General features: G+C 55.6%; 11 protein-coding genes. 7 read left to right on the top strand and 4 right to left on the bottom strand.

All coding sequences use genetic code 11. The features are described 5' to 3' along the window. Nucleotides 1–52: 52 nt before the first annotated feature. Genes waaA through coaD form a run of 3 tightly spaced genes read left to right on the top strand, consistent with a single transcriptional unit; the run spans nucleotide 53 to nucleotide 2,576 of the window. Nucleotides 53–1,327, top strand: coding sequence for a lipid IV(A) 3-deoxy-D-manno-octulosonic acid transferase (waaA, locus tag FN037_RS22500; protein WP_138360972.1), 1,275 nt, complete (start codon nucleotides 53–55; stop codon nucleotides 1,325–1,327). Then, a complete protein-coding gene (locus FN037_RS22495; RefSeq protein ID WP_138360973.1) occupies nucleotides 1,327–2,103 on the top strand; it encodes a glycosyltransferase family 2 protein in 777 nt (258 codons plus the stop codon). Before waaA ends, FN037_RS22495 begins: the two co-directional genes overlap by 1 nt. Further along, the gene (gene coaD, locus FN037_RS22490) at nucleotides 2,100–2,576 is read left to right on the top strand and encodes a pantetheine-phosphate adenylyltransferase (RefSeq protein ID WP_138360974.1); all 477 of its coding nucleotides are present in this window, start codon (nucleotides 2,100–2,102) and stop codon (nucleotides 2,574–2,576) included. Before FN037_RS22495 ends, coaD begins: the two co-directional genes overlap by 4 nt. A 118-nt stretch (nucleotides 2,577–2,694) precedes the next feature. Here coaD and FN037_RS22485 read toward each other — a convergent pair whose 3' ends face one another. The 4 genes from FN037_RS22485 to FN037_RS22470 form a co-directional block, all read right to left on the bottom strand. Next, nucleotides 2,695–4,410: an AsmA family protein gene (locus FN037_RS22485; RefSeq protein ID WP_142503197.1), complete on the bottom strand. Its 1,716-nt coding sequence runs from the start codon at nucleotides 4,408–4,410 to the stop codon at nucleotides 2,695–2,697. Nucleotides 4,411–4,555: 145 nt separating this feature from the next. Then, nucleotides 4,556–5,947, bottom strand: a complete 1,392-nt coding sequence (locus FN037_RS22480) for a nucleobase:cation symporter-2 family protein (RefSeq protein WP_138360976.1) — start codon at nucleotides 5,945–5,947, stop codon at nucleotides 4,556–4,558. A 434-nt stretch (nucleotides 5,948–6,381) separates the two neighbouring features. Continuing rightward, nucleotides 6,382–7,893, bottom strand: coding sequence for a glycerol kinase GlpK (gene glpK / locus FN037_RS22475; protein WP_142503196.1), 1,512 nt, complete (start codon nucleotides 7,891–7,893; stop codon nucleotides 6,382–6,384). A gap of 21 nt (nucleotides 7,894–7,914) precedes the next feature. Continuing rightward, nucleotides 7,915–8,775: an MIP/aquaporin family protein gene (locus FN037_RS22470; RefSeq protein ID WP_142503195.1), complete on the bottom strand. Its 861-nt coding sequence runs from the start codon at nucleotides 8,773–8,775 to the stop codon at nucleotides 7,915–7,917. Nucleotides 8,776–9,219: 444 nt separating this feature from the next. Here FN037_RS22470 and zapB point away from each other — a divergent pair, with 444 nt between their 5' ends. The 4 genes from zapB (at nucleotide 9,220) to FN037_RS22450 (ending at nucleotide 13,080) form a co-directional block, all read left to right on the top strand. Beyond that, complete coding sequence (gene zapB, locus FN037_RS22465; RefSeq protein ID WP_171034868.1) at nucleotides 9,220–9,465, top strand: septal ring assembly protein ZapB; 246 nt, start codon at nucleotides 9,220–9,222, stop codon at nucleotides 9,463–9,465. Between the two features lie 148 nt (nucleotides 9,466–9,613). Next, nucleotides 9,614–10,603, top strand: a complete 990-nt coding sequence (locus FN037_RS22460) for a sulfate ABC transporter substrate-binding protein (protein ID WP_138360979.1) — start codon at nucleotides 9,614–9,616, stop codon at nucleotides 10,601–10,603. A 170-nt stretch (nucleotides 10,604–10,773) separates the two neighbouring features. Beyond that, a complete protein-coding gene (locus FN037_RS22455; protein ID WP_138360980.1) occupies nucleotides 10,774–11,529 on the top strand; it encodes a CDP-diacylglycerol diphosphatase in 756 nt (251 codons plus the stop codon). A gap of 246 nt (nucleotides 11,530–11,775) precedes the next feature. After that, nucleotides 11,776–13,080, top strand: coding sequence for an SLC13 family permease (locus FN037_RS22450; RefSeq protein WP_142503194.1), 1,305 nt, complete (start codon nucleotides 11,776–11,778; stop codon nucleotides 13,078–13,080). The last annotated feature ends 50 nt before the right edge of the window (nucleotides 13,081–13,130 follow it).

Genomic DNA, 13,130 nt, shown 5'->3' with positions numbered 1-13,130 from the left:
CGGGGTAAATGCTTAGAATTTGCCCGCAAAAACATAAATACGGATAAATCGCTTGGAATTGCTTTATACCGCCTTACTCTACCTTATTCAGCCGCTGGTGTGGCTGCGGTTGCTTTTACGCAGCCGTAAGGCCCCTGCCTATCGTAAACGCTGGGCGGAGCGTTATGGCTTCTGTCAGAACAAGGTAGAACCGGATGGCATTTTGCTGCATTCCGTTTCCGTAGGCGAAACTCTGGCGGCTATCCCGCTGGTACGCGCGTTACGCCATCGTTACCCCTCTCTGCCGATTACTGTCACTACCATGACCCCAACCGGTTCGGAGCGAGCGATGTCCGCTTTCGGTAAAGACGTGCATCACGTCTATCTGCCTTACGACCTGCCCGGTGCGATGAATCGTTTCTTCAATACTGTACAGCCGAAACTGGTTATCGTCATGGAGACCGAGCTATGGCCGAATATGATCGCAACGCTGCATAAGCGTAAAATCCCGCTGGTGATCGCTAACGCCCGTTTGTCCGAACGTTCGGCGAAGGGTTATGCCAGACTGGGCAAATTTATGCGCCGTTTGTTGAGCCGCATTACGCTTATCGCCGCGCAGAATGAAGAAGATGCAAACCGCTTTATTAGCCTGGGTCTGAAGCGCAATCAACTGGCGGTCACCGGGAGTCTGAAATTCGACATCTCGGTGACGCCGGAGCTGGCCGCACGCGCCATTACTTTGCGCCGCCAGTGGGCGCCGCATCGCCAGGTCTGGATTGCCACCAGCACCCACGACGGCGAAGAACAAATTATTCTCCAGGCGCACAGAAAGCTGCTGGAGACCTTCCCCGGTCTGCTGTTGATCCTCGTCCCTCGTCATCCGGAGCGCTTTATCGACGCCCGCGAGATGGTGCGCAAAGCGGGGATGAGCTACACCCTGCGCAGCACCGGTGAGATTCCCTCTGGCAGCACTCAGGTGGTGATTGGCGATACCATGGGGGAACTGATGCTGCTGTACGGCATTGCCGACCTTGCGTTTGTCGGCGGTAGCCTGGTGGAACGCGGGGGCCATAATCCGCTGGAGCCCGCTGCCCACGCAATCCCGGTGCTGATGGGCCCGCATACTTTCAATTTCAAAGATATCTGCGCCAGGCTGCAGCAGGCCGACGGCCTGATTACCGTCACCGACGTCAGTTCTCTGGTGACGCAGGTGTCTAACCTGCTGACGGATGAAGACTACCGCCTGTGGTATGGCCGCCACGCGGTGGAAGTGCTGCACCAGAACCAGGGCGCGCTCTCCCGTCTGCTACAGTTACTGCAACCCTATCTGCCACAGCGGAGCCATTAATGTCGCCTCGACTTTCGGTCGTGATGATCGCCAAAAACGCCGCAGATCTGTTGCCCGATTGCCTGGCGTCGGTAAACTGGGCCGATGAAATCATCCTGCTGGATTCCGGCAGTAGCGACAATACGGTTGAATTAGCCCGCAGCCTGGGCGTGCAGGTTCATATCAATCGCGACTGGCAGGGCTACGGAATTCAGCGTCAGCGGGCCCAGGAGTACGCCTCCGGCGATTACGTACTGATGCTCGATACCGATGAGCGCGTCACCCCAGAGCTTGCGCAAGCTATCCGCAGCGTGCTGGCCGCACCGCAAACCGGCGCGATATACAGCATCGCCCGGCGCAACTATTTTCTTGGCCGCTTTATGCGCCACAGCGGCTGGTACCCTGACCGCGTGATGCGCCTGTATCAACGCGAGCGTTATCGCTATAACGATAATCTGGTACATGAATCTCTCGACAGTAAAGGCGCGCAGGTCGTTGAACTTTCCGGCGACTTACTGCATTTAACCTGCCGTGATTTTTCCGCCTTTCAGCAAAAGCAGTTAGCTTATGCCGCCGCCTGGGCGCTGGAGCGTTACCAGAAAGGTAAAAAAACCTCGTTGGTTGCGATCTTCGGCCATACTCTGGGAGCATTTGTGAAAACGCTGCTGCTGCGCGGCGGAATTCTGGATGGCAGACAGGGCTGGCTGCTGGCGGTGGTCAATGCGCAATATACGTTTAATAAATACACCGAGCTGTGGGCGCTAAGCCGCGGCTACTCGGAGAAAGTGTCATTATGAGCACAAAAGCGATCTATCCGGGAACCTTCGATCCTGTCACTAACGGCCATATTGATATCGTCACCCGTGCGGCCAGCATGTTTGATAAAGTCCTGCTGGCGATCGCCGCCAGCCCGAGTAAAAAACCCATGTTCACCCTCGATGAGCGGATTGCGCTGGCAACGCAGGCCACGGCGCACCTGGTCAACGTTGAAGTTATTGGCTTCAGTGATTTAATGGCTAATTTCGCCCGCGCGCAGCAGGCGAATATTTTAATTCGCGGTCTGCGGGCGGTAGCGGATTTTGAATATGAGATGCAGCTGGCGCATATGAACCGGCATCTGATGCCAACGCTGGAAAGCGTTTTTCTGATGCCGTGCAAAGAGTGGTCGTTTATCTCATCATCGCTGGTCAAAGAAGTCGCGCGCCACCAGGGCGATGTCTCCCACTTCCTGCCCGCTAACGTACACCAGGCACTGCTGAAGAAGTTGTAGGTCGCCCCTCAATTTGCAGGCCGTTCACAGGCTGAGGATATAACCGATGTCCTCGTAATGGCGGTGAACGGAACAGTCCGCCGAACAAAAACAGGCGAAAAGAAAATCCCCCTCGCATTTAAGGCGTGGCAACTGTTGGAGCTGAAGGCTCCTGAGTCGTAGTGACGTCTCCATTGCGCATTATCTGCGCAACCTGCTGCTTCTCCATATTGATCGCACTAAGCTGGCCGTTGACGGTTGGCTTCAGCGACGCATCGGCCAGGACGCTGCCGGTAGCGGTCAACTGGAGATTACCGTCGCCGGAAATCGGCAGCGCCGGCCAGCCCCACGCCTGTAAAATATTCAGCGGCACGCCGCGGCCATTCAGACTTACATTAACCCGTCGCTGCGGGAGCTGTGAGACCACCGCTGTGGCCTGCAAAATGCCGCGTTCAGTAAAGGCGCTGAGTTCGTTAATGTTCACCGTTGAGGCGTTTGCGCTAAGCTTCAGCGATGGACGGCGGACGTCGATACGATTAAAGGTGGCGGCAGCGGCGTTCAGCGTCGCACTGCCGTTCCATATGCCCCAGCTGCGGTTTTTCACCAGCTGTAGCTCGCCGCCGTAGCCATCAAGGGCGGTAATCTGCCACGGGAATGTCGGTTCAACATCAATAATCAGGTTACGGCTGGCGCTAAATTTTTTCAGCGTCAGGCTTTGCAGCCACTCCGGTAGTGGTTCCATCCACAACTGCTTCCAGTTGGCGGGCAGGGTATATTCGAGACCCGCGAACGCGGTGTCATCCAGCACCAGGGCACGGTCGGCGCGCAGCCAGTTGCCGGACGTGCGCACCATCCCTCCCTCCCAGCGCGAGGTGAACTGGCGCAGGGCGAGGCCCTGCGGCGAGAAACCGGCGTTGAGAATAGGATCGAGAAAATGCAATGAGCCGTAAATAAATTCGTCGGCATTCATCGACAGCGCACCATCCTGGCTTTGCCAGTCGCCGTGATTCAGGGCGAGGTTGCGCAGATTTAGATCGAGGTTGGTGACCGCCCAGCCAGGCCCCTGCAGGCTGGCGTCGGTGATATCAATACGACCAATTTGCAGCGAAGGAAGGGTGCCCAGTGGCGCAAAAAAGTCGGCAAGCGATTTATTGCTTTGCAGGCGGATCTCGTTGAGGCGTAAATTATTGACCTGCCAGCCACCGTCGGCGCTACGTTTCGCCGTGCCGGTGAGTGTGCCGCGCGCAACATCCGCTCCGATGGTTGAGAGCGTCACTTCCCCGTTATCAATATTGCCCTGAATCAGCACATTGCTGGCTTCAATCCCGTTGAGCGTCATTGATCCGGCGCTCATCTGAATCTGTGTTTTCTTGCCAAGGACATTACCGGCTTCCGGTACCCATGGGCTGACGCCGCCGGTGACGCGTTGAGCGCTGAGATCCCAGTCGCTTTCCGGGCTGTTGAACGCCATGTTGCGCAACTGCAGACGGTCCGCAGCAAACGGCAGTGCCGCGGAAGACGGCGAGAAATTGAGCGTGCCGTTACTGAGAACAATATCGTCAGCGTGCAGCGGGTTGCTAAACTGGCGACTGCTAAAACCGATATCCACCGTTTTAGCGACCAGCGTGGCGGGTTTGCCGTCGCGACCGAGGGTGACGTTTTGCAGCCGCAGGTGCAGGGGCGAGGAGAAATTATGCTCCATCTTGTCGAAGGAGACCTGCCAGCCAGTACCGTCGCTTAGCCAGGCGCTGGCCTGGCGCGCCCCCCAGCGGGTTTGCAGCAGGAAATAAGCGGCGATAACCGCCACCAGCAGGGCAATCAACAGCCAGAGAATCAGCTTTTCGAGAAATTTCATGGTCTTCGATCCTGAGCGAGGCATATAAGGCTGTTATGCCCGAATTATGCACAATCCTCAAGACAGGAATTGTGTAATGAGATGATGTGGCGTTGATGATACTCGCGCCCCGACCATCAGTATGTGGCCGGGGCACCAGACAGGATCAGTTTTTTTCTGGCGGGAAAATCAGATTCAGTATAATTGCCGTGATACCACCGGCAGCGATACCGGAAGAGAGCAGATTCTTCAGCCAGTCAGGGGCGAACTGCAGGATCAGCGGCTGTTGGGAGACGCCAAGACCGACGGCCAGCGACAGGGCGATAATCAGGATTGCGCGGCGGTTCAGTGGCTCGCGGGAAACAATACGCACGCCGGAAGCGGCGATAGTCCCGAACATCACCAGCGTTGCGCCGCCGAGTACCGGCTCAGGAATATGCTGTACGAAACCGCTTACCGCCGGGAACAGACCGAGCACGATCAGCATCAACGCCACGACGAACCCGACATAGCGGCTGGCGACGCCGGTCAGTTGGATGACGCCGTTGTTCTGGCCGAAGCATGAATTGGGGAAAGTATTGAACACCGCAGAGACAAACGAGTTCAGACCGTTTGCCAGCACGCCGCCTTTCAGGCGTTTCATATATAGCGAACCGGAAACCGGCTGCTCGGAGACGTCAGAAGTGGCGGTGATATCGCCGATGGTTTCCAGCGAGGTAATCATAAATACCAACATCAGCGGCAGTAGCAGGTTCCAGTCGATGCCCAGCCCATAGTAAAGGGGGGTTGGCACCATAATCAGGCTGCTTTCCGTCGGGGCGCTATTGGTCGGCAGCATACCCAGGAACCATGCCGCCAGATAACCGGCCGCCATCGCGATAACCAGGGAAGCGATGCGCAGGTACGGATTGCGTTGGCGGTTAAGGATAATAATCAGCGCCAGGACGATACCTGCCAGTAGCAGATTTTTCGGCGCGCCGAAGGTGTGATCGGCCATCGCCCCGTAGCCGCCTCCGATGGAGGTCAGGCCAACCTGAATCAACGACAGGCCGATAATCATCACCACCACGCCGGAGACCAGCGGGGTAATGATACGGCGTGCGAGGTGCAGCACGCGGGAGAGTACCATTTCCGTGCAGCTGGCCAGCATCAGCGTACCGAACAGCGCGGCCATCATGGTCGGCACATCGGCGCCGCCGGTTTTCAGCGCGGTCCCCCCCATAATGAGCGGCGCGACAAAGTTAAAGCTGGTGCCCTGAATAGAGAGCAACCCGGAACCAACCGGGCCCCAGGCCTTAATTTGGATGATTGACGCCACACCGGAGGCGAAGAGGGACATGCTGATGATGTGTTGTGTGTCCTGAGCAGGAAGGCCCAGAGCCTGGCAAATTAACAGCGCCGGGGTGATTACCGCGACAAACATCGCCAGCAGGTGCTGGAAAGCGGCGAATAACGTTTGCGGTAACGGCGGGCGGTCTTCAAGCCGATAGATCAATTCGCTGGTTTGCTTATGCGCAATCGGTTGCGCATTTTCTGGCTCTGCGGTATTCACGGACATCACAACAATCCCAAAAGTGGCAAAGCAGGAATTTTATCGGACTGCCGGTCAAAAGCAAACGTTTGCCAATGTTTCATCGGTAAATATTGCTACAGGAGAAATACGCTAATTTATTGTTAACACTTTGCATCATTGATCGCAGCAGTATCCCGACAAAATATCTTTTTTTGTCACTTTTTCTCTGCTCTTCTGATGAAAAATTCTTCCTGATTTCTCGGGATCGGCCATCCGGCGCCTTGCGGTGTGCGAATGCATTCGGTGTCGATAAGACGTCGTTCCGGTCAGTGAGAGGACTGCCTGGACGTTGATGATCATAAAAACAGCGTATTGCAACCGAATCCGGGCAGAAAAAGCCCGGATTGGCGAGGTATGCCCGTCCGGGCCTGGGTGATTACCCTGCCAGCGGGCGAGAGTGGAACTCACCCGCGACAATATTACCCCTCGTCGTGCTCTTCCCACGCCAGGGCGCGTTTTACCGCTTTCTTCCAGCCGCTATAGCGATAGTTACGCTCGGTGGTTTCGATCCCCGGACGGAACTCGCGCTCAATAATCGCTTTTTCCTGCAGCTCATCCAGGTTCTGCCAGAAACCGACCGCCAGACCAGCCAGATAGGCTGCGCCCAGCGCGGTAACTTCACGTACTTCCGGGCGCTCCACGCGAGTGCCGAGAATATCGGACTGGAACTGCATCAGGAAGTTGTTGGCCACAGCGCCACCGTCGACGCGCAGAGCGTGCAGACGAATTCCGGAATCTGCCTGCATGGCTTCCAGCACATCGCGGGTCTGATAAGCAATCGACTCCAGCGTCGCGCGAATAATGTGATTCGCGTTCACGCCGCGGGTCAGACCGAAAATCGCGCCACGGGCATACGGATCCCAGTACGGCGCCCCAAGGCCGGTAAACGCCGGTACCACGTACACGCCATTGGTATCTTTCACTTTGGTGGCGAAATATTCGGAATCGAACGCGTCGCTAATCAGCTTCATTTCATCACGCAGCCACTGGATGGAGGCACCAGCCATAAACACCGCGCCTTCCAGGGCGTAGTTCACCTCACCGCGGGGGCCGCAGGCGATGGTAGTCAGCAGACCATGCGTTGACGCCACGGCTTTTTCGCCGGTATTCATCAACATAAAGCAGCCGGTGCCGTAGGTGTTTTTCGCCATCCCTTCTTTAACGCACAGTTGGCCGAATAGCGCAGCCTGCTGGTCGCCCGCGATACCGGCGATGGGAATACGCGTGCCGCCTTTACCGCCGATATTGGTCTGGCCGTACACTTCGGAGGACTTGCGCACTTCCGGCAGCATGGCGCGCGGGATATCCAGCGCATCAAGCATTTTGTCGTCCCAGTCCAGCGTGTGGATATTGAACAGCATGGTACGTGAAGCGTTGGTGTAATCGGTAACGTGGACGCGCCCCTGGGTCATTTTCCAGATAAGCCAGGTATCCACGGTGCCGAACAGCAATTCGCCGCGTTTCGCGCGTTCGCGCGCGCCATCGACATGGTCGAGGATCCACTTCACTTTGGTGCCGGAAAAGTAGGGGTCAACCACCAGGCCGGTGGCCTTGCGGATGTACTCTTCCATACCGTCGCGCTTAAGCTGCTCGCAGATTTCAGCGGTACGACGGCACTGCCAGACGATAGCGTTGTAAATCGGCTTACCGGTCTCTCGCTCCCACACGATGGCGGTTTCACGCTGGTTGGTGATGCCAATCGCCGCGATTTGATCGGAGCTGATATCGGCTTTTGCCAGCACTTCAACCAGCGTGGAACTTTGCGATGCCCAGATTTCCATTGGGTCGTGTTCAACCCAACCCGGGCGGGGATAGATTTGTTCGAATTCTCGCTGAGAGACGCTGACGATATTGGCATCGTGATCCATTACAACGGCGCGGGAACTGGTGGTGCCCTGGTCGAGCGCTACGATATATTTTTTGTCGGTCATAGTATGAGTCCCGTAGTCAGATTACAGCGAAGCTTTGTGTTGCGACGTTGAGTGTGAAGTGGTTGCTGCTTTTTCTTCGACTTCGACGACGCAGGTGTCGCAGGGGAGATGGCGGCCAATCAGCTTGCGGTAGCCGAACGCACCCAGTGCAGCACCGACCACTGGCGCACAGAGCGGCACCAGGAAATAAGGGATATCTTTGCCGCCAGTGAAGGCGATGTTTCCCCAGCCGGCCAGCCAGGCGAAGGCTTTTGGGCCAATATCACGCGCCGGGTTCATGGCGAAGCCGGTCAGCGGGCCCATAGATGCGCCAATAACGGCGATCAGCAGGCCGATCAACAGCGGGGCCAGCGGGCCACGCGGCACGCCATTACCATCGTCAGTCAGCGCCAGAATGACGCCCATCAGGATAGCGGTAATCACCATTTCTACCGCGAAGGCCTGCACAAAATTGATATGTGGATTGGGGTAAGTGGAGAATATGCCGGCCAGTTCAAGACTTTCGACGCTACCGCGCACCATATGGTGAGTATGTTCGAAATCGAAGAAAAGATTGTAATAAAGCCCGTAAACCAAAGCTGCAGCGCAAAAGGCGCCAGCGAATTGCGAAATGATAAAAGGAACGACTTTACGACCATCGAAACAGGCGAACAGCCATAGCGCGATGGTAACCGCCGGGTTAAGGTGCGCCCCGGACACGCCTGCGGTCAGGTAAATCGCCATTGCGACACCGAGACCCCAGATGATGCTGATTTCCCATTGACCGAAGCTGGCCCCCGCGACCTTGAGCGCAGCGACGCACCCAACGCCGAAAAAGATCAACAACCCGGTACCGAGGAACTCTGCAATGCACTGGCCTTTTAGTGTTGATGTTTGGCTCATAATTGAATCCTGAAGCGTAATGATGGTTATTGTATGTCTGAAGGTCGCGGGCGACCACGCTGCCGTGTAGGTATAGTGTTAATTTATCGTTAACGAGCAAAAACGAGAAATATCGAAATTCAAATGTGTGTGCTGCGTCAAGAAAATGAGCGTTTTCGCGCTATAAACGGGTGTTCAGCCATTTTGCGGGAGCGTTTCACCGCTCAATTTTTTAACCTGAAGATTAACAATTATGAAAAAGTCGCGGGGAAACACAGTTAGCAGACCAGGTAAAGGCTGAAAAGTGTTGCAAACCGCAATCTGCGCGGCTTGCCGCTGGACAGTGACGGCGGGGCTTCATACAATCGACTACATCATTACTGTAGTGCGCTAATTTTCGTTAAGGCGTCAACGCGTATACGAAACGGACGGTTTCTATCAACGCCTTGCAAGTTCAGGAGAGGTATGACGATGTCATTAGAAGTGTTTGAGAAATTAGAATCTAAAGTTCAGCAGGCGATTGATACCATCACTCTGTTACAGATGGAAATCGAAGAGCTGAAAGAAAAGAACAACACGTTGGCGCAGGAAGTACAGAGCGCGCAGCACACCCGTGAAGAAATTGAGCGTGAAAACGGTCAGTTGAAAGAACAGCTGCAGGGCTGGCAGGATCGTCTGCAGGCGCTGCTGGGCCGCATGGAAGAAGTATAATGATTTCCCCCTCTCCCGTTTGGGAGAGGGTATTCCCCCCCGCTTTATATATTCACAAGTTATAGCAAATCTTTTTTTATTCTTTAATCATCGATTGGCTTTCTGGCACGCTTAACCCCTCACAACACAACACAAAGAGAGCGGTGCGATGAATAAATGGGGCGTAGGGTTAACTCTGTTGCTGGCATCCGCCAGCGTTCTGGCAAAAGATATTCAACTATTAAACGTTTCTTACGATCCGACGCGTGAGCTGTACGAACAGTACAATAAAGCGTTTAGCGCGCACTGGAAGCAGGAAACTGGCGACAACGTGGTGATTCGCCAGTCTCATGGCGGCTCCGGCAAACAGGCGACCTCGGTAATCAATGGCATTGATGCCGATGTTGTCACTCTTGCGCTGGCCTATGACGTCGACGCGATTGCTGAGCGCGGCCGGATTGATAAAAACTGGCTGAAACGCCTGCCGGATAACTCGGCGCCATATACTTCAACCATTGTGTTCCTCGTACGTAAAGGCAATCCCAGGCAGATTCATGACTGGAACGACCTGATAAAACCAGGTGTGTCGGTGATTACTCCGAACCCGAAAACTTCCGGCGGCGCGCGCTGGAACTATCTGGCGGCCTGGGGCTACGCTCTGCATCATAACAATGGCGATCAGGCTAAAGCTCAGGCGTTCGTGAAAGCGCTGTTTAAGAACGTTGAAGTGCTGGATTCTGGCGCGCGTGGCGCAACCAACACCTTTGTCGAGCGCGGCATTGGCGATGTGCTGATTGCCTGGGAAAACGAAGCCCTGCTGGCGACGAGCGCGCTGGGTAAAGATAAATTTGAAATCATCACCCCGAGTGAATCGATTCTGGCTGAGCCGACCGTTGCTGTCGTTGATAAAGTGGTCGACAAAAAAGGAACCCGCCAGGTGGCGGAAGCGTATCTGAAGTATCTCTACTCGCCGGAAGGCCAGGAGATCGCGGCGAAGAATTTCTATCGCCCACGGGACCCTGAAGTGGCGAAAAAATATGCCAGTGAGTTCCCGAAACTGAAGTTGTTCACTATTGATGATGTATTTGGCGGCTGGACTAAAGCCCAGAAAGAGCACTTTTCTAACGGCGGCACCTTCGATCAGATTAGCCAGCGTTAATTCTCTTAGTTTGTCCCCGGCGGCACCCTTGCCTGTCGGGGAGCGACGTTCATGCAGCGTGGCGGTTTTGCCGCCTCACCGCCGGAAAAGGATTCCGTAACTCTCTTCTGTTTTCATTTAGTCATTAAACTGCGCTACTCTTCCGTTTCCGGTCGAGACAGGAAAACATAATGCGAAGAGTACGGTATCTTTTATTAGCGTTGCTGGTTGTGGTTCTGGCGGCGATTGCTGGCGGTTATCACTGGTTCCATTCCGGCAATCCTGACGCGTTGCGTCACATTGTGCTGCAACAGTGCGTCCCTGACCAACAGCAGAATCATAATCCTGCGCCCTGTGCGGAAGTGAACCTGAAGGCTGGCTATGTTCTGTTGAAGGATCGCAATGGTCCGCTGCAGTACCTGTTGATGCCGACTTACCGTATTAACGGTACCGAAAGCCCGTTGTTGCTTAACCCATTGACGCCAAACTTCTTCTGGCAGGCCTGGCAGAGGCGCGAAATCTTGAGTCAGCATCGTGGTTCCGCCGTATCGGATAATGTGGTCTCTTTGGCTATCAACTCACGCAGCGGGCGTACGCAAAATCATCTCCATATTCATATCTCCTGCCTGCGGCCTGATGTTCGAACGCAACTGGATAACGAAGCGTCCGCTATTAGCAGCCGCTGGTTGCCGCTGCCCGGTGGGTTAATGGGCCATAAATATCTGGCGCGTCGGGTTACCGAAACGGAGCTGGCGCAGCGCAGCCCGTTCCTGATGCTGGCGGAAGAGGTGCCGGAGGCGCGGGAGCATATGGGCCGCTTTGCGCTGGCAATGGCGAAACAGAGTGACGGATCGCTGGTACTGCTGGCGACCGAGCGTAATTTGCTGACGCTCAATCGCGCATCGGCGGAAGAACTTCAGGATCATCGTTGCGCGATCCTGCATTAACCCCGCGATATCCGCCATTTTTATGGCCTTCAGCATTGGGGGCCGCAAATTCATCGCGCACTTACCGCATGGAGGCGGTACGCATCAGGGACGCTGGTGAGAACGTAAGGGCGCATCCAGAAGTGGCCGCCAGATGAAAGTGGCGTGCTGATGGCTTGCTTAGCTGGCTGGCATTACATCATCTCAAGCGTTTACCTGTCTTACTGGCTGGCGTATTCTTGCTGAAAAAAACGACAGGAGACAGGTATGTCACTCTGGTTGTCCCATCCTCTGTTCCTTCCTACGATTATCGTTGGTATCACTATTCTTCTTTGGGCGACTTCGCTGCTGCCGGAGTTTTTGACCGCGTTGCTGTTTTTTGCCGCCGCAATGATTGCCAAAATCGCTCCGCCGGATGTTATCTTCGGCGGCTTCGCCTCATCGGCTTTCTGGCTGGTATTCAGCGGCTTTGTGCTGGGGATCGCCATTCGCAAAACCGGTCTGGCGGACAGAGCGGCGCGGGCGCTATCGTCGCGGTTGACCAATTCCTGGCCGCTGATGGTTGGTAGCGTAGTGCTGCTCAGCTATGCCCTGGCTTTCGTTATGCCATCCAATATGGGGCGCATTGCGCTGCTGATGCCGATTGTTGCGGCGATGGCGAAACGTGCGGGTATTGAGGATGGCACGCGCCCCTGGTACGGGCTGGCGCTGGCGGTTGGGTTCGGTACCTTTCAACTGTCCGCCACGATTCTGCCTGCCAACGTACCGAATCTGGTGATGAGCGGCGCGGCGGAAGGGTCATACGGTATCCACCTGAATTACGTGCCCTATTTACTGCTCCATACACCGGTGCTCGGCTGGTTGAAAGGGGCGGCGTTGATTGCGCTGATATGCTGGCTGTTTCCCGGGCAACCCCATCCGCCGAGCGATATGACGCCGCAGCCGCCAATGAGCCGTGACGAGAAGCGCCTGGCGTGGATGTTGGCGGCAGTATTGACGCTGTGGGTGACGGAGAGCTGGCACGGCGTCGGGCCAGCCTGGACCGGGCTGGCGGCGGCAGCGATCACGCTTCTGCCGCGGATCGGTTTTATTCGCGGCGAAGAGTTCTCCAGCGGGGTGAATATTCGCACCTGCCTCTATGTTGCCGGAATTCTGGGGCTGGCGATCACGGTGACTCAAACCGGTATTGGTCGTGTGATGGGGAATGCGTTGCTGCATATTATGCCGCTGGATCAAGAGAGCCCGTTCACCAGCTTTCTCGCATTGACTGGTATCACCAGCGCGCTGAACTTTATTATGACCGCTAACGGCGTGCCGGCGCTGTATACCACCTTCGCTCAGAGCTTTGCCGATGCCACCGGCTTCCCGCTGTTAAGTGTGATTATGATTCAGGTGCTGGGCTACTCTACGCCGCTGCTGCCGTATCAGGCGTCGCCGATTGTGGTGGCGATGGGGCTGGGAAAAGTCCCTGCGCGTGCCGGCATGCTGCTGTGTATTGCGCTGGCGGCAGTGAGCTATTTGATTCTGCTGCCGCTGGATTATCTGTGGTATCAGGCGTTGGGGAAATTGTAGCAGGATAAAAAGAACCCGGACGTTTTGTCCGGGCCATCTGTATTGTAACT

The organism is Klebsiella sp. 2680 (assembly GCF_900198535.1).
GTDB classification, from domain to species: Bacteria; Pseudomonadota; Gammaproteobacteria; order Enterobacterales; family Enterobacteriaceae; genus Klebsiella; species Klebsiella indica.
This window is presented reverse-complemented; position numbering and strand designations above follow the sequence as displayed.